Source organism: Pontibacter amylolyticus (assembly GCF_014638845.1).
GTDB lineage: Bacteria > Bacteroidota > Bacteroidia > Cytophagales > Hymenobacteraceae > Pontibacter > Pontibacter amylolyticus.
On sequence record NZ_BMFP01000005.1, the window covers coordinates 336683 to 354098 of the forward strand.

12 protein-coding genes are annotated in these 17416 nt (G+C 53.2%); 2 read left to right on the forward strand and 10 right to left on the reverse strand.

Annotated features, from left to right (window positions below; all coding sequences use genetic code 11):
• Window positions 1-402: 402 nt before the first annotated feature.
• Together IEV97_RS14390 and IEV97_RS14395 are read left to right on the forward strand one after the other, a co-directional pair.
• Window positions 403-1146: a DeoR/GlpR family DNA-binding transcription regulator gene (locus IEV97_RS14390; protein ID WP_188502176.1), complete on the forward strand. Its 744-nt coding sequence runs from the start codon at window positions 403-405 to the stop codon at window positions 1144-1146.
• 35 nt (window positions 1147-1181) lie between these two features.
• Window positions 1182-1592, forward strand: a complete 411-nt coding sequence (locus IEV97_RS14395; protein WP_188502177.1) for an SPRY domain-containing protein — start codon at window positions 1182-1184, stop codon at window positions 1590-1592.
• Window positions 1593-1709: 117 nt separating this feature from the next.
• Here IEV97_RS14395 and IEV97_RS14400 read toward each other — a convergent pair whose 3' ends face one another.
• From IEV97_RS14400 to IEV97_RS14440, 10 genes are all read right to left on the reverse strand, one after another.
• The gene (locus tag IEV97_RS14400) at window positions 1710-4535 is read right to left on the reverse strand and encodes an FAD-binding and (Fe-S)-binding domain-containing protein (protein ID WP_188502178.1); all 2826 of its coding nucleotides are present in this window, start codon (window positions 4533-4535) and stop codon (window positions 1710-1712) included.
• 13 nt (window positions 4536-4548) lie between these two features.
• Window positions 4549-6075 (reverse strand): sodium:solute symporter, encoded by a 1527-nt coding sequence (locus IEV97_RS14405; protein ID WP_188502179.1) that lies wholly within the window; start codon window positions 6073-6075, stop codon window positions 4549-4551.
• Window positions 6076-6947: 872 nt separating this feature from the next.
• Window positions 6948-7760: an N-acetylmuramic acid 6-phosphate etherase gene (gene murQ, locus IEV97_RS14410; RefSeq protein ID WP_188502180.1), complete on the reverse strand. Its 813-nt coding sequence runs from the start codon at window positions 7758-7760 to the stop codon at window positions 6948-6950.
• A 54-nt stretch (window positions 7761-7814) separates the two neighbouring features.
• A complete protein-coding gene (locus IEV97_RS14415; protein WP_188502181.1) occupies window positions 7815-9677 on the reverse strand; it encodes an outer membrane protein assembly factor BamB family protein in 1863 nt (620 codons plus the stop codon).
• Window positions 9678-9974: 297 nt separating this feature from the next.
• Window positions 9975-10592 carry a peptidoglycan recognition protein family protein gene (locus IEV97_RS14420; RefSeq protein WP_188502182.1) on the reverse strand — a complete coding sequence of 206 codons (618 nt, stop codon included), beginning with the start codon at window positions 10590-10592 and terminating at the stop codon, window positions 9975-9977.
• Between the two features lie 45 nt (window positions 10593-10637).
• Window positions 10638-11351, reverse strand: coding sequence for a polysaccharide deacetylase family protein (locus IEV97_RS20085; RefSeq protein ID WP_373283835.1), 714 nt, complete (start codon window positions 11349-11351; stop codon window positions 10638-10640).
• Window positions 11351-13207, reverse strand: a complete 1857-nt coding sequence (locus tag IEV97_RS14425; protein ID WP_229733957.1) for a glycoside hydrolase family 9 protein — start codon at window positions 13205-13207, stop codon at window positions 11351-11353. Before IEV97_RS14425 ends, IEV97_RS20085 begins: the two co-directional genes overlap by 1 nt.
• Window positions 13208-13259: 52 nt before the next feature.
• Window positions 13260-14801: a glycoside hydrolase family 10-like protein gene (locus IEV97_RS14430; protein WP_188502183.1), complete on the reverse strand. Its 1542-nt coding sequence runs from the start codon at window positions 14799-14801 to the stop codon at window positions 13260-13262.
• A gap of 206 nt (window positions 14802-15007) precedes the next feature.
• Window positions 15008-15814: a DUF4397 domain-containing protein gene (locus IEV97_RS14435; protein ID WP_188502184.1), complete on the reverse strand. Its 807-nt coding sequence runs from the start codon at window positions 15812-15814 to the stop codon at window positions 15008-15010.
• A 12-nt stretch (window positions 15815-15826) separates the two neighbouring features.
• Window positions 15827-17416, reverse strand: coding sequence for a SusD/RagB family nutrient-binding outer membrane lipoprotein (locus IEV97_RS14440; RefSeq protein ID WP_188502185.1), 1590 nt, complete (start codon window positions 17414-17416; stop codon window positions 15827-15829).

The window sequence follows — 17416 nt, forward strand, 5'->3', positions numbered from 1 at the left end:
TTTTTTTGTTAACCCTGGCCTGGCTACTTTATTTCGAGGGTCCCATCCCCAAGAGGAAGAAAGGTACGCACAGAGTAGTCATCCCCCTGCCCCTTTCAAAGGGGGACTCTTTTGTTATTACCGATCAGCAGGTATAAGCTTTGTCGATTCGTTAACAACTTCTTTCCTCTAAATTACACCTGAAGGAGAGTATTACAACTGCGAAAGTCCCCCTTGGGTATAGGGGCCCTCGACGAAGAAGGGGCAGGGGGATGGCAAGCGTTCCCAAAACGCCATCGCCTATTTTTTAGAACCGGAGTTTAGTAAAACTGTAAACTCTCCTACAAAATTCAGTGCCTACATCATCCTACATATTTCAGAAAAAAATCTATATTTGGTTTTCGAAGATTAAACACGACCAGAATGCTTAAGGAGGAACGGCAGGCTTTTATCATCAAGCAGATCAATCTGCACAACAAGGTGCTTTCATCGGATTTGAGTTTGAAGCTCAACGTGTCGGAAGATACCGTTAGAAGAGACCTGAACGAGCTGGCTGAAAGCGGTCAGATTCTGAAGGTACACGGTGGCGCCTTGTCAAAGTCTTTCCATTACCCGTTCAGCCAGTCGGAGGTATATGCCAAGGAGTCGAAAAAAGAGATCGCCCGCAAGGTGATTGACCTTTTGAAAGATGGCATGAGTGTGCTGGTAGGCGGCGGCACTACCATGATTGAAGTGGCCCGCATGATACCCGACACCCTGCGTTGCACCTTCTTTACGGTTAGTCCGCTGGTTGCGCTGGAACTGGCCGAGCGTCCTAACATCAACGTGATTTTGCTGGGCGGCCAGCTCTCCAAGAACTCCCACATCATGATCGGCGCGCAGGTGGTTAACCAGCTCTCCGAGATCAAAGTGGATCTCTGCATCCTCGGCACCAACTCCCTCTCCGTAGAAGACGGCCTTACCGACTCCGACTGGGAAGTAGTGCAGGTAAAGAAAGCCATGATCCGCTCCGCCAAGAAAACTGCCATCATGAGCATCGCCGAAAAACTCGGGTCCGATCAAAACATGAAAATATGCGACCTTAACTCGATCCACTACCTGGTGACGGATCTGAGACCTTCTGATACGTGCTTAAAAGAGTATGCAGCGGTGGTTGAGGCGGTTTAAGTGTTTTCCTGAACAATAACCTTAATCTTAAAATCATGAAGACTATCCGATTGGCCATCTTAATGAGTAGCGTTCTTTTCTTCAACTCATGTAAGGATAACTCTATAAGCCCGGTTGATTTGACCGGTGACTGGCAGTCGAAGAGTATTTATGTGAAAGGAAAGTTACAGGAAGACATTAGCACCTCGACTTGGCTGCTTCTGAAAAAGGATAATGTTTTCCAAAGGAATTATGTTACAGGAAAATGGTCTTTGAATGAGCATAACCTCGAGCTTGCTCCAATTGCAGACATATCAATTCATCCAATGAACTACAAAGTTGTAGATTATTCAGGTGATTCAATGACCTTGCAGATTACCTTAACAGAAAAAGAGTACGGTTGGGATTTTGAAGACGTAGAGCCCGATGAATTGATTACTGTCACAGAAATGTATAGCAAGAAATAATAGCCACTAACAAGATACTTAAGCGGCTACTACTTACAGCTACAAAAGAGAAATGAAAACACCAGCGCCCGCTCCTAACTGAAGCGGGCGCTGGTGTTTTCTGGACTTGCTTCTTAACTATAAACACTCATCCAACAGATAAACAATCGACTCGTAGTTGCGGCCAACCGCTTCCGTCATCGCCATTTCGCAGGTCTTGCCGGAAGAGTAATACCCGTCGTACTCGCGTTGTTTCACCTCGGCAGCCTCCGGTGCTGTGGCAGAGGCGGTGAGTTCTGGCACTAAGAAGCCACGGTCGCCGGCCATGCCGCAGCAACCCGCGTGCATAGGCACGGTTACTTCCTCGGCCAACTGTCTGGCTATACTTACAAAACGCCCTTCCAGCCCCATCTTCTGCAAAGAGCAAACCGGGTGCAGCACCACATTGGCTTTCTTGCGCTGCACGTTGGCTTTCGGCAGGATGAAGTCGGCGATGTAGTCGATGCTGTCTATGATCTTGATATTATCGAACTTTTGCTTGTTCCCAGCAGTGAGCACCGGGCGGCAGCTCTGCAAGGTCTGAGTACAGGAAGTAATGTCGAGCACCAGCGGCAGGCGACCTTTGTCGGTCCACTGCCATACCTTCTCTATTGTTTCGTTGGCGGTATAGGCATAGGCCTGGCTATACCCTTTCGAAGAAAAAATCTGTCCGCAGCAGGCACCTGTTACATTCTCCGGAATCATAAACTTCAGCCCTACCTTGTCCGAAACGCTTTTGAAGGTGTCGATAATGTTTTTCTTGCCCGACTCGGCAGCGCCCATGGTGCGGGAAATGCAGGTCGGGAAGTAGACCACGGTTGCCTCTGCCACAGGCGCCGTCGCGTTGGCCATCGACTTGGCTATACCTGGTGCCGGTGCCAGCTGCTTGGTCCAGAGCGGGAAAGAGGGGATCATGTCCTTCACCTCTTCCGTCAGTCTGGAGAGCGTATTGGCGCCTAAAAGTTTGTTGACACCCGCCCCTGCCTGCAGACCAAACTTCACGGTGGCAGCAACAGGTTTGAAATTCTTCGCCACCATCAGCGCCACCTGGTTAGCCATCTGGCTGTGGTTCTCGCGCCGCAGGCGCTTCACCAGGTCGCCGGTGTTGATGTCTACCGGACAGGCGGTGGCACACATGCCGTCTACCGCGCAGGTATCCAGGCCATCGTACTGATATTGGCTGAGCAGCTCTTTGTGCTCTTTTCTCTTTCCTTTGCGTTGCAGATTAAGGAGTTCCCGCCGCACCACAATGCGTTGGCGTGGCGTGAGTGTAAGGTTTCGGCTCGGGCATTTGTGTTCGCAGAAGCCACACTCCATGCAGCGATCCACTTCCTCTTCCACCTTCGGCAGTTCCTTCAGGTTTTGGATGTGGGCGTTTTGGTCGTGGTTGATGATCACACCGGGGTTGAGCAGGTTCTCCGGATCAACGACCTGCTTGAGGGTCTTCATGATGCGGTATACCTCCGGCCCCCACTCCGTCTCCACAAATGGCGCCATGTTACGGCCCGTACCATGCTCAGCCTTCAGGGCGCCTTCGTATTTTTTCACCACCAGCTTCACCACTTCTTTCAGGAATCGGTCGTAGCGGGCGACTTCGGCCGGTGTATCAAAGGCCTGTGTCACTACAAAGTGAATGTTGCCGTCCTTGGCGTGGCCGAAGATAATGGCGTTGTGGTAGGCATGTTTGCGGAAGAGCTCCTGCAGGTCGAGGATGGCGTCGCCAAGCTGCGCCACCGGCACGGCAATGTCTTCGAGCAACACTGTGCTGCCGCTGGCCCGCACCGCTCCCACAGCCGGGAACATGCCTTTGCGTACTTTCCACAGGAAAGCCTGTTCGATCGGATCGGTTGTAAAGACAGGTTGCTCCAGCAAAGCCAGCTCAGGTGCCAGCGCCATGAATTTCAGGATCTTCTCCTGTACCTCTTCGTGTGTGTTTGCCTGAAACTCGACCAGCAGAGCCGCTGCCGTATCGGACAAAGTTTTGATAACCGCCGGAACGCCCGCCATGTGCTCGATGGAGCGCAGCGAGGCCCGGTCCATTAGCTCGACTGCCTCAGCACCCGCTTCTGTCAGCGGCACAATGGCCTGGCATGCGGCGTAGATGTCGGGGAAATATAGTAAGGCAGTCGACTTAGCCGGATAATCGGGTACGGTTTGCAGCACAGCCTCAGCGATGAAGCCAAGCGTGCCTTCCGCACCGATCAGCAGATGCGCCATGATGTCGAGCGGATGCTCGTAGTCGATGAAGGCGTTGACGGAGTAGCCAACCGTGTTCTTGGTCTTGTACTTGTGCCGGATCAGGTAATGCAGTTCCGGATTGCTGCGAATCTGTTTCTTGATTTGATGCAGCGTCAGGTATAGCTCCGGGCACTCCTCGCTGAAGCGCAAATAATCGATCTGCTTCTCGGTGGTAAAACACTGGCCATTCGGCAGCACAAAGCTGATGTATCGGGTGGTATGGTAGGAGTTCTTGCTCACGCCGCAGCACATGCCACTGGCATTGTTGGAGAGGATCCCGCCCATCATAGCCGAGTTGATGCTGGCCGGGTCGGGCCCTATTTTACGCTTGTACGGGCGCAGGTGCGCGTTCACGATGGCTCCGATCACACCGGGCTGCACCCGTACCTGTGCTCCCTCCTGCTCTACCTGCACCTTGTTCCAGTACTGGCTTAAGTCTACGAGTATACCGTCTGTTATAGACTGTCCCGAAAGGCTGGTGCCGGCCGTGCGGAAAGTCAGCGGCACCTTGTGCTGGTGCGAAAAAACAAATAGCTGTTTGATCTCCTCCACTGACACCGGCTGCACCACAGCCTTTGGCCTTAGGTAATAGAAGCCAGCGTCGGAAGCGTAGGACACGACATCGATCATGCGTGCCCGTATGCGCGCTTTTGGCAATATGCTCTCCAAAAGCAATGCTGTGTCCATAGAAGGTAGTATCTTAATAAGTAGTCTGTTTTACTTTGGTGCCTCTTTCGGCATCTTTCAGGGCATCCATCAATACGCCACCGCCCTTTGAGCTTGTCGCCAGCAACAGGATGAACGTAATCGCGGCGTTCAGCACAATGAGCTCAAAACCCATAGCATAACCAGTCCACTCCATTGAGTTGGAGTCCAGAACATAGGTTAGGATTGGCGAAACGATACAGATGTAAGGCACCAGTTTGTCGGCCACGGCACGTTTGTTAGCCATACCGAAAGCAAACAAGCCCAGCAGCGGACCATAGGTATAGCCGGCCGCCTTGAAGATGGCGTTCACCACTGAGTCGTCGTTGATGATTCTGAACACGAGAATTACCAGCAACATCACCACCGAAAAACCAACGTGCACCAGGTGACGGGTACGGATCAGCTTCACATCGTCGTGGTTTTCTTTTTTAGTGAAGTTCAGGAAGTCCACGCAGAAAGAGGTCGTAAGCGCTGTCAGCGCAGAGTCGGTGGTGGCGAAAGTAGCTGCCGTCAGGCCCAGCATAAAGATGATGGCCGGTACCATGGCCATGTGGTTCAGGGCAATCTCGGGGAACAGGTGGTCCGGCGTTGCCAGCGCCGCTACGTCGATGCCATTGGCCTCGGCATACATGTACAACAGGGCGCCCACACTCAGGAAGAAGATGTTGATCGAAACGAACACACCCGTAAAGGATAGCATGTTCTTCTGGGCCTCGCCGATGTTCTTACAGCTCAGGTTCTTCTGCATCAGGTCCTGGTCCAGACCGGTCATGGCGATGGTCACGAAAATACCGCCGATGAAATGCTTCAGGAAGTGGCTCTTGGAGCCCATGAAATCTTCCCAGAAGAACATCTTGGAGTAGGAGCTGTTCTTCACGGCTTCAAAAGTCTGCACAACGTTCAGGTCGAGGCTGTTGGCGATGAAGATGATGGAAAAGATAACAGACCCGATGATGAACACGGTCTGCAGCGTATCGGTGATCACGATCGTCTTCAGGCCGCCCTTGTGGGTATAGAGCCAGATGAGGACAAGGCATATTGCCACGGTGGCCACAAAGGGCACATTCCAGGCATCGAAGATGAAGCGCTGCAGCACGATGGCCACCAGGTACAGGCGGAAAGCCGAGCCGATGGTGCGCGACACCAGAAAGATCATGGCGCCTGTCTTATAGCTCCAGTAGCCGAAGCGTTTCTCCAGGTAGGTATAGATCGAGATCAGGTTCATGCGGTAGTAGAGCGGCAGGAGCACAAAAGCGATCAGGATGAAGCCCACGGTGTTGCCGAGCACAAACTGGAAGTAGCCAAAACTACTGTTGACGACCGCTCCCGGCACGGAGATGAAGGTCACGCCCGATAAAGCGGTACCAATCATCCCGAAGGCCACGAAGTACCACTTCGAGTTACGGTTGGCGATGAAGAAACTGGAGTTGTCTGACGCTCCCCGCGAAGTGTAGTAGGATATACCTATCAGCACCGCAAAATAGCCGATCAGGAAAGAGAGAAGGATAATTGGCGACATAATACGTTAATTATTCATTCGCGAAAGGAGGAAATCTGCACTCCTGCCTATTCCTTGCGCTTCCGCACATGTGTGTAAGTTACTAAGTTTTGCCGAAATGGCGGCAATGTTGTTTGGTTTCAGCTTCGTTTTAACCCTGCTATAGAATGTCTGGATCAGGATTCGAGGATTCCCAGGATGCTCGTGCACGATTGTCATTCCCCTGCCCCTTTCTTTGTCGAGGGGCACTACTTCCAAGGGGGACTGTTTGGCTACTGCCTTTCAACAGGTATAGGCATTGTCGCTTCAGTATTCTGTGCATGATTAACACACCCCTGCCCCTCTCAAGAGGGAATTTTTCAGCCGCTGCCATTTCACAGGTAAAAGAGTTGTAGTTTTCTTTTGCAAATACCGGGTCTAACCACCCCTAACCCCTCCTTGTCTAAGGCGGGGAATCTGGAATTGCCATTTTATAGGTATATGTTTTGTAGCACAGACCACTGGCAGGTATAGCAAGACAAACTTGCCCCGGAAGCCATGAAACAAATAGCATCAGCCCGGTGCACACTTGACGATTTTGTGTCTGAGCGGTCAGCGAGTTTAAAATCGTCTTGATTTTTTTGCCTACTTTTTTTATCAAGAAAAAAAGTAGGGCCCGCCCGGCCAGGGCAAACTACAAAGCAGAACAGGTTGCTATACCTGCAACTGCCGCACCACTTGCCCGCCGCACAGGCGAAGCTATAAAACAATAAAGTTTGCTATACCTGCAACAACCGCCTCTACACTAACAAAAACTTCTCCTCACGTGGCCAGAGCCCGCTGTATATCGCACACTCGCGGGACGCGAGCGGGGGCAGTGTTTTCCAGAAGCTTTCAGGCAAGAAGGCAAAACCCTACTTCGACACAAACACACTCGCTACTGCCTTCCGCACACTACCGTGCTTCTCAAGCAAGGCAGATGCGGTCGCTTCATCGGCACCGGTTTCCGCCATCACCATGCGCACGCCGCGATGGTAAAGCTTGTGGTTGGTCAATTGCATATCTACCATCTTGTTGCCACGCACGCGGCCAAGCTGGATCATCACTGCGGTGCTGAGCATGTTGAGTACCAGCTTTTGGGCAGTGCCGGCTTTCATGCGGGTGCTGCCTGTCACGAACTCAGGTCCTACCACCACTTCTACCGGGTACTGCGCCTCTGCGGCCACCGGGCTGCCGGAGTTGCACACAATGCAGCCGGTTGCCAGCCCATATTCGTTGGCCATGCGCAGACCGCCGATCACATAAGGTGTTGTGCCGGAGGCAGCAAGTCCTACAATCACATCGTGCTCACCCAAACCGTATTCTTTTAGGTCTTCCCAAGCTTGCTCTGCGTCGTCCTCGGCAAACTCCACCGCTTTGCGGATGGCTGTGTCACCTCCGGCAATCAGGCCTACCACCATGTCAAATGGCACGCCGAAGGTTGGCGGGCACTCGGAGGCGTCCACCACGCCCAGGCGGCCGCTGGTGCCTGCGCCGATGTAAAACAGACGACCACCTTTTTTCATGCGGTCGGCTACGATCTCAGTTAGTTTTTCTATTTGCGGGAGCGCCTTTTCTACGGCAAGAGGTACGCTTTTGTCTTCCCGGTTGATGTTCTCCAGCACTTCCCTCACCGACATCTTTTCCAGGTCGTTATAATTCGAGTCTTTCTCGGTTGTAATTTCCATTTTGTGTAAGTATAAATCCTTCTAAATCAATCGCTATACCTGTGTGGCTATACCTTATTTGGCAGGCACATACTCCAGGCAGGCGATTTTCCCATCCATCGTGCTCACGACCACCCTGTTTTTGCCAAGCGGCATTACCGGGTTCATGAGACTGTTTGAACTTTTGTATTTCCAAAGCACCTCTCCGCTCTGGCGGTCCAGCGCGCTGACCAAACCTGAGTGCGAGGGCACCAGTACGACCTTATTGTGTTCGACAATAGCCGAAGGGGCCAGTTCGTAAGGCAGCTGCAACGACGATTTCCAGTCTACCTGCAGGGCGTCGGCCGAAGTGGAAACGCCGTATACCTGTCCGTCCATGGTTTTGACATAAACCAGCTTGCCGTCAGTTGATATGCCCATTGATTCCCGCACGCGGCCTTCTTTCATCTGCTCCCGCCACACCACTTCGCCGGTGTTCGCATCAAGCGAAGTCATGAAGCGATCGGGGGCTACGATAAAAATACGGTCATTAGCGGCTACCGGGTAGCAGGCAGCCGGCGAGAACATGCGATTGCTGGAGCCGTTGCTCCATTTCCAGGCCAGCTGACCCGTTTTCGCATCAAGGGCGTAAAAATCGTTGCCCCAGCTGCCAAAGTACACTTTGCCCTGGTACAGCAATGGCTTGTTCACCACAAAGTTATTGACCTGATCAAAGTCCCACAGCAGCTTGCCGCTTTTGAGACTTAAGGCACGGAAGTGGCCGTCTGAAGCGCCGATGTAGACGATTCCCCTCTCGATCAGCGGTGAGCCGAGCACTGGCCGGTTAGCTGTAAATTTCCAGACCAGTTTGCCCGTAGCGGCGGAGAGGCAGTAAATGTTGTTATCAGAAGAGCCCACCACCACATAGCCATTGGCTACGGCTGGCGTGGAGTAAATCTTGCCGTTGGTGCGGTAAGTCCATTCGCGCTTCCCTGTTTTGCTATCCAGCGCATACACCTGACCGGTGGTGTTGGTGGCAATCACCAGGTTCTTATGAACTGTCGTTCCGGCTCCCACATCGCTATCGTCCTGGTACTCCCAAACCAACTTCACGTTCGGGTATAGCCCGTTCACGGCAAAAGAAGGGCGGTGGTGTTTAGTCGAGTCGTTGGCGAAATCATGCTTCACCAGCGGCACTTCCAGCCATTGCGGCAGGGTTTCTATACCTGGCTTGCGGGTCTCAAAACTAGCTTTCCCGTCGGCAATGGTTACAATGTTGTAGCCACCGATCGGTTCCTTGGCCCGCAGGTTAGAGCGGCCCATCACGGCAGGTATACCATCGTAGCTAAACTTGCGGTTGCCATGGCCGTGGCCGTGCAGAATGAGTTGGGTGTTTCGGGCGCGCAGCCGGTCAGTCACGTCGTACCAGTTGTTGAGCGAAGAGTCCTGCGGGTAGTGGTTCAGGAAAACGATCGGCATTTCGGGATCCGGCAGGTGGTTCAGCACAGAGTCGAGCCACACAATGTTCTCACGCGGAATCTGCCCAGGCCCCATGCGCATGTTTGGGCCGGAACCGGTGCCAGCGAAGAGATAGCCTTTGTGAGTAAAGGCAAACGTCTCCGCCCCGAAAACTACCCGAAAGCTGTTGCTGCCGCTCTCCGACCAGTTGGTGTCATGGTTGCCGGGCAAAATGTACCAGGGCTTTTTAATCGTATCAAAGATCTGTTTGGCCAGTTTCAGTTCTTCATCAGAACCAAATTCGGTGATGTCACCGGTAATGACAACGAACTCAAGGCTGGGGTTGGAATTGATGTCGGCGATGGTGCGCGCGAGGTCTTCCTGTGCGGTGGGGTTGCCGATATGGGTATCGGATACAAAGGCGAACTGAAAAGATTGTGCCTGGCAAAGACTGGAAACCAGCAATAGAGCGATGAACGCTACATACCTTTGTATTTTCATTGATTCAAGGCATTCGTAAAACAAAAGGACTCAGTAAGACTAAACTAAAAATGTATCCATCCTGCTCACGCGACTCTTGTTTGGAGAACTAGCGCAGAAAACCGCACAAAAGCGCATGAGCAAAACGAATACTGTCCCTTTATTTATGTTAAAAATAGTGACCGTATTCGAGTAGTCCAAATTTTTAAGCATGTTTTTTTCATAAACCGGCAAGAACACGCAAAAACAGGGTTTTTAATACTTTATTAATGGCTGCTATACCTGCACAAACCCGCACCATGCGGCGATACCCGGTATCTAATTAGCGTTAATTAGTTGCCTGAAGCGGGGCAGTTCCGAGTACAACCCAGCCCCCGGACAGGTGGTTTGAGCAAAATCCTTGTGCGCGCCCAGGCTGTCGGCGGGTATACCGTAACGTTTGGCCAGAGCGGGCACCAGTTTCTCGAGCGTCCTCAACTGGGCCTCGGTAATGGCCTCCTTCTCAAAGTTACCCTCTACCACCACCAGCAGGTGCCCGGCCGGGTCGTAACTGGTATTCGAGTCGCCGGCGTAATTCAGGTCCCGCGCCTCCCCTACTGCCCCGTTGACATCCACATACAGGTGATAAGGCACATCCGCCCAGGCCGGTTTCATGCGGCCATCCGCCAGGGGACTATCCTCCTGCGAGAATTTCTGCAGGTTGCGCAGCTTGTCAGCCAGGCTACGGTCAAACAGTTGCGGCACGCCGGTGTGGTGGATGGTCAGCCTCGTCAGTTTGTGCGGCCGCATGGGCAGCACAGGGTCCTTGGCGTCCCACTCCTCCCGCGACAGAAAGGTTATACCTTCAGGTATAAGCGGTGTGTCGGAGGTAGCCGCCGGCTTCTGGCAACTTATGAAGCTGGCAAGGGCACACATCAGTAGCAGTATCTTTTTCATTTGGTTCTGATCTTTTTTAAAGCGCAGGTATAGTACCCTGCTTTGTCAATTCTTTCTTTGCTCCAGCAAATCGTCCAGCCTCACAAAACGATAGCCTTTCTGCTCCAGCAGCGTCATCATCTCATCCAGCCGGTGGTAGAACTTGTCCTCCCGCCTGGGGTCTGTGCCTATGTGCAGGAGCAACATAAAGCCATTCAGTCCGTTACGGTCCTTCGCCTCATACCCCATAATGGACTGCAGCACCGTTTCCGAACTCACATACCGGTTGCCCATCTCGGGGTAGGTATAATCAGCGGCGGAGCGGGTCCCTGGCGAAAAATTCACCAGTTGCAGGCCTTCTGCCTCCGTCCAGTTGGCGATGCTGTGGTTGTACCACTCGTATGGCGGCAGATAGTAAGGCGCGTCTGACTTCTTAACGCCAAAGGCCTCCATACGCTGATAATTCCGCTGCAGATCCTCACTGAACTGCTCCCGCGTCACCAATAGGCTGTCTCGTTTTGTCCAGTCGCAGTACAGCAGGTGCTCGTCGGAGTGCGCGCCCAGGTAATGTCCGTCTTTTTTAAGCTCCCGGATCAAGCCCTTGAAATCCGGATTCCGGTAAAAGCGACCCGTGAGGAAGAAGGAGGCTTTGGCCTGGTGCTTTTGCAGCACTTTGCTGATGACCTCTCCTCCGTCTGCAAACTCATCGCCAGTAAAGACTAGCGCAATCTGCCGGGAAGTTGTGTCGCCCCGGACGATCGCGCCGTGGCGGTCTACGATTACTTTTTTACCTGGCTCCCCTCCCGTGAGCTATACTCTTTGGAAGCCAGCAGGTAGATCAGCGACGCGGTCCCATCCATCGTCGGTTCGTTGGTGCTGTAGTCGCCGAAGTCGTCGTGGTATACGGCCAGCTTAGACTGGAACTCGGCGTAGGCGTCCTCATTGTAAAGCTTTAGATGCTGCAGGTTATTGAAGATGCTCCCGTATACCGGTCCGTCCACCAGCCCGCCGTCGATTGGATACTTGTTCAATCGGGTGAAGGCCGAGTGCGGGTCTGTCGGCGTGTCACCATGCGCTGGCAGGCCATACACCATGCTCGTTCCCCAGGGATTCACGCCAAACAACCAGTCGATGTTCGCCTGCTCCAGCTCCGCATAAGTCTGGTCGCCGGAGAGCTGGCGGTACAGGAAGTTCTGAATAGCGAAAGAGGTCGTCAGGTTGTTGGAGCACCAGATAAACGGCACCCCGCGGTAGAAGGCGTTTTTCTTGGCCTTGGCGTATACCTTTTCTATACCTTCTTTGTAAAAACCGATCAGTTCGGCCTTCGTCTTGTCATCAGATTTCTTGGCCAGTTCAAAATGCCCGAAGTTATGGAAAGGATACCACTGGTAGTGACGGGCCGTATCAGCACCCATCCACGGCGTCACTTTTTCCTGAAGACCGTAATCATAGGCCTGCTTGAAAAACTCCTGCTTGCCTGTCAGCTGATAAAGCGCAGCTGCGCCCAGCTGCATGTCGTCCACCCAGTTGTCTTCCTCATAGAAATAAGGCGCTCTGTTGGGAGCGGTCTGTGCCACGCCCGGCTTGGCGAGGCCCAGTTTGTAAGCAGACTGTGCTTTCTGACCAAACAGATTCGAAAGATTTTGATCCTTGGTGCTGTAAATCTGAGCGGCCAGACCGAAGGCGCTGGTGAACTTTCCTGCAATGGAGGCAACCCCGGTCGCCCGGTTCTTATATTTACCCAGGCCCTGCGGTTCCCCGGAAGCGAAGTATACCGGACGCGGTCCACCTCCACCCATGCCATAGTCGACAGGGTCATTCGTAGGGAGGCGCATGCCCTGGTGATCGCGGTCGTCGGCCAACTGGTTGAACAGCCAGTCCTCGCGCGGGTGCAGTTTCAGGAGCCATTCCAGTCCCCATTTCGCCTCGTCGAGCACGTCAGCCACGCCATTGGTGCCTTCCAGCCCGTTTGCCTGGTGCTTGTCGGTGAACACACCCGGGAAATCGCGGTAGGCGGCCAGCAGGTGGTAAGTGGCGTTTGCTGAAGTGGTCGCATACTGCAGGTAATCCGAGGCGTCGTGCCAACCTCCCGACACATCAATGATGGTGCTGTCAGGCATCGGACCATACATGGTATAGCCGTCCTGGGTATGGCAGGAGTCTTTCAGGAAGGGGTTGAAGCCGCTGCGCTGCTGGCGCATGTAGCGCAGCGCAAAGTCAGCCGTGCCTTCGTACACATCCGCATCGATCCGGAACTCCGGCGACTTAGCTTCCCCGGCCTGCAGGTAGTAGGTGCCCGGCTTGTTGAATTCTGTAAAGTTCAGCCTGTAAGATTCCTGAAAAGGACCGTAAGCACCAAAAGCCTGACCCGCCTTTCCTTTAAACACTACTTTGCCAGTGCTGGCATCTACTAACTCAAACCGTTTTAGCTTGCCTTTCGACTTACTTCCCCAAACCGCCACTTTTATACCTGTCGGGGTATAGCCCAGTTGGTTGATGCGGATCCAGGCCGGCCCTTTGGCAGCAAGTTCTGCCTCCTCAAAATCAGGGGTGGCCTTGTTGGAAAAAGCGATGGCATTGGCCGCCACAATCATCGTCGCCAGCACCAGTGCCAATATGGTCTTATTTCTGTTCATGTCTTACAGTTGTTAATTCCGGACGTTTCTGAATTTAGGATGCAAGCTATACCTAGCGTATTTTCTTTAGGTAAACATTAGAAGGCGCACTCTCATTTTTGAGCCGGTCAATGGACGTCACCACGTATTTGTAGGTCTTTCCGCGTTCGGCCGTCTCGTCATAGAAGCCCAGCTCGTAGTCGTTGAACTGAATGCGGCGGATGTTGCGGGCATGCTCCAGGTTGATCGGCTCGTTCTCGTTGAAGCGGTATACCACGAAGCCATACACATCCTCCTCCTGATCCGGATAATCCCACCGGATAACGGCTTTACGCAGTCGTGGGAAAACGAACAGGAACTTGTCTTCGCGCAGCGCATCAGGTTGGGCCGGCTTGGCCATTCCTAGCCAAGGCATAACAGGCTGCAGGGCCGGATAGCGGTACAAATCGTGCTGCAGCGAGTCGCGGAAACCGGCCAGATTGTTGGTGAGCGAGCGGGAGCTGAAGTACACACTGCCCTGCACCCGCGGATTGGCGCGCAAGTAGCGCACCTGGTTTGGCAACTGCTGCCGGTCGCGCCAGCCTTCGCGGTCTTCCATGGCACGGTAGGCACCCTGACCTATGTACACATGCTTGCCAAAGGCGTTATCCGCCCACCAGTCCAGCAGTTTCTCGTAAGGCGCCGGTGTATAGCCGAAGGGGAAGTAGAGCTGCGGGTTGATGTAGTCGATCCAGCCTTCCTGCACCCACTTGCGGGCATCGGCATAGAGGGCGCTATACCCGGACAGGCCATTGCTCTCTGAGCCCATCGGGTCCTGGGCCTTGTTGCGCCAGATGCCGAACGGACTAATACCGAACTTCACATGCTCCTTTTCTTTCTTTATCTCTACTGACAGGTCTTTGATCAGCTGGTCCACGTTGTTGCGGCGCCAGTCCTCCACGTTCGCTATACCTTGCTTGTGCAGCATATAGGTGATCGAGTCGGGCAGGGCGGCTTTGCCTGGGTATGGGTAGAAGTAGTCGTCGAAGTGAATCCCGTCGATGTCGTAGTTGCGCACCACGTCCATGATCACGTCCACGAGGTAGTGGCGCACCTCAGGCAGGCCGGGGTTGAAGTATTTTTTGTCGCCGTAGGTAAAGAACCAGTCCGGCTGAATGCGGGAGATGTGCTCGGTGCTCACCAGGGAATCCACCAAACTGGTAGAGGCACGGTAAGGGTTGATCCAGGCGTGCAGTTCCATGCCGCGCTTGTGGGCCTCTTCGATGGCAAACTCCAGCGGATCGTAAAATGGCTCGGGCAGCGTGCCCTGTTTGCCGGTCAGGAACATGCTCCACTGCTCACGGCCTTTGGCATAAAAGGCGTCGGCTGAAGGGCGCACCTGCAGCATGATGGCATTTATACCTGCTTTCTGATGGGCGTCGAAGATATCAATCAGCTCCTGCATCTGCTGCTGGGAGTCTACGCCCTGCTTGGGTTTGGAGGGCCAGTCGATGTTCTGCACCGTGGCGATCCAGACACCTCGGAACTCACGCTTGGGAGGCTGCTTGGATACCTGGGCAAAAAGGCTGATCGAGCTGAGCAGCAGGGTGGCTAAAAGTGTAAAGTTTCTAATCATTGTTCCGGTTGGTAAGAGGGTGGCTAAAAAAAAGCCCTCCGTTAGGGTTAGTAAAGGAGGGGCTCTTTCATGGTAATAAAACTATTCGTAAGCTAATCTATCACTACTATCTATTCTTCTATGCATGATGGCCTTCATACGACCTGCATCAGTTCAGAAGCAAGGGGAAAATAACCCGGGGCCAGCGCAACCCCGGGTTTACCACCTTATCTCTCTCTCCAGTAATCTATCTGGGCTGCTTTTGGCGTTAAGGAGTAAGCACCACGAATCTGTGTAGTGTATACACGCCCTAACGAAGCCACCGCGAATGATTGCTGAATGTAGGCCTTGGAAGTGGCAGGATCATACTCTGTTCCTGAAGCGAATACTTTGTAGGTATAGGTTCCTGGCTTCAGCTCCACGTAAGGGCCGTGCTGTTTAAACGCAAGACCTTTACCCAGCTCATATACTTCAACTGGCTCTGCTGGCTTTGTTTCAGTTGCTGCTACAGCGGAACGTACTGCATAGGCATCTACCGCAAAAGGCATGTCGGCCATCGTGTTCATAAAGCGCCACCAGATTTTGGTGTAGTCGGCTGGCGGCAGGTTGTCCTCCACCATGAACACTTCATAACTGGCCGGTGTACCCGCCAGGTAAGCCGAGTAGTGCTTGTTAGCAGCCAGGCTTACGGAAGTGCTTGCCAGCACATCGGCCGTGCCTTTCCCTGCCACGGTGTCAATTGCGCTCATGTTGAAGCTTCCGGCTGGCACCAGTGCGTAGGCGTTGCTTGGGTATACCGATCCATAAGCGTTGCCCAGTACGATGTCCGTAGCGGTAGGCGCTACACCGGTCACTTTCTTGCTATCCAGGTAGAAGTTAGCGCGTGGTGCTCCTTCCACCTGGAAGAAGAACTTTACATAGGCGCCGCCGTCCTGCACTGGTTCTGTCACTTCAGGGATGGCGTTTTTTTCGCAGGCTCCCAACATGAGGCCCGCTGCCAAAAACAGGAATGCTCTTTTAAATATCTTCATCATCTCTTTTTCTGATTATTCGTGTTTGCTGAACCAAGTTTCATAAGTGTGGTAGTTCTCGTCGTTGCCGCCCAAAGCACGCAGCGCCTCCTGATTCCACATATACTCTGAGTTGTATCTCGGACGCGCTCTGTAAGCAGGCACTCCCTGGTTAGCCACGTTCAGCATATCAGGCAGTGCAAAGTTAACATACACGTCACCATCCTGGTTGTAGTGGTATCTTCTCATATCTGACCAGGTTTCGAGGAAGCCCCAACCCCAGGTTGCGATATATTTCTGCAGCATGATCTTAGAAAGCGTCAGGTCGGCAGACGTTTTTGGCATTATTGCCTCGCTAGCCAGGTAAGCCGCCTTGCGCTGATCAAACATCGCCGGATCTGGTGCATAAGTACGTGAGAATTCGATGTGAGCTGTTACGCCTTTGGTATAAGCATCCAGAGCTACGTCTTTCATACCAGCGATCCAGGCAGCTTCTGCTTTGATAAACTGCAGCTGCGAGTAGGTCATCAGCGGGAATGGGGCCGCATTACCGAAAATATAGATCTGGCGTGGCTGTGCCGTAGATACACCCACAGAACCCCACAGGTTGTTAGGAACCTCGGCAGCAGGTATACCTGTGATGCCTTTTCCGGAACGAAGACCTCTGTACTGGCCGTCCGGCGATGGCGCCAGCATAGCAGTCAAACGTGGGTCTTTCAAATGCTGTCCTGCAAACACAGGATCGGCCTCAGCCAGGGCCGCGTCGCGCAGCGATGGGTTAGTACCATCCAGCAAACCTACGATGTAGTCAGTCTGACGGTTAGAAGCGATGTTGTTACGGATCGGTCCGAAGAAGTTTGTGTTGGCGCTTACTTCTCCCTGGAAGCGGATCATGGCGTTGTCAGCATTGCTGGCAAGCGACTGGTCCACATACGCGATCACTTTGCTCGGGTCGTAAGAGCTCTTGTTTGTCAGGCGATGAGCGTTGATAGCCATCATACCGTATGCAAACTTCTTCCACTTGTCCCGGTTACCTGCGTAGATCAGGTCGCTTTTGCTCAAGCCAGAACTGGCGGCATCCAGCCCGTCTGTACGCTCCAGGCTTTTAACGCCCTCTACCAGCAGTCGCTGAATTTCCGGGTAAACAACCTGCTGATCGTCGTAGTTGAAAACGCGCTTGTCAGTATTGAAGGCCTCTGTCATGATGATTGGACCATGGTAGTCGGTCAGGGTCTGCCAGCCGTACGCACGCATGATGTGGCCCACGCCTACGAAGTCATACTTCTTGCTGCGCTCGCCGCTCTCGATCATGTCCGACAGGTTATAGCCCATGCTCCAGTACACGGCTCTCCAGAGCTGTGCGTAGGAGTCAGACAATGGGTTGCCGTGCAGGTCAATAGCGTTGTCAGCGGCTGTAGAAGCCCAGTTCTGCACGTACTGTCCTGCCCATCGGCCATCCCACTGTACCGCTACTGCCATTTCAGACTGTATTTGCGGGAGGAACAGCTCCGGCTGCAGCAAGGCATCCGGACCGTTCGGGTTTGTGTTTACGTCTAGGTAATCTTTACAGCCAGATGCCGAAAACACGCTGGCCGCTATAAGAGAAGCAACTAATATCTTTCTCAT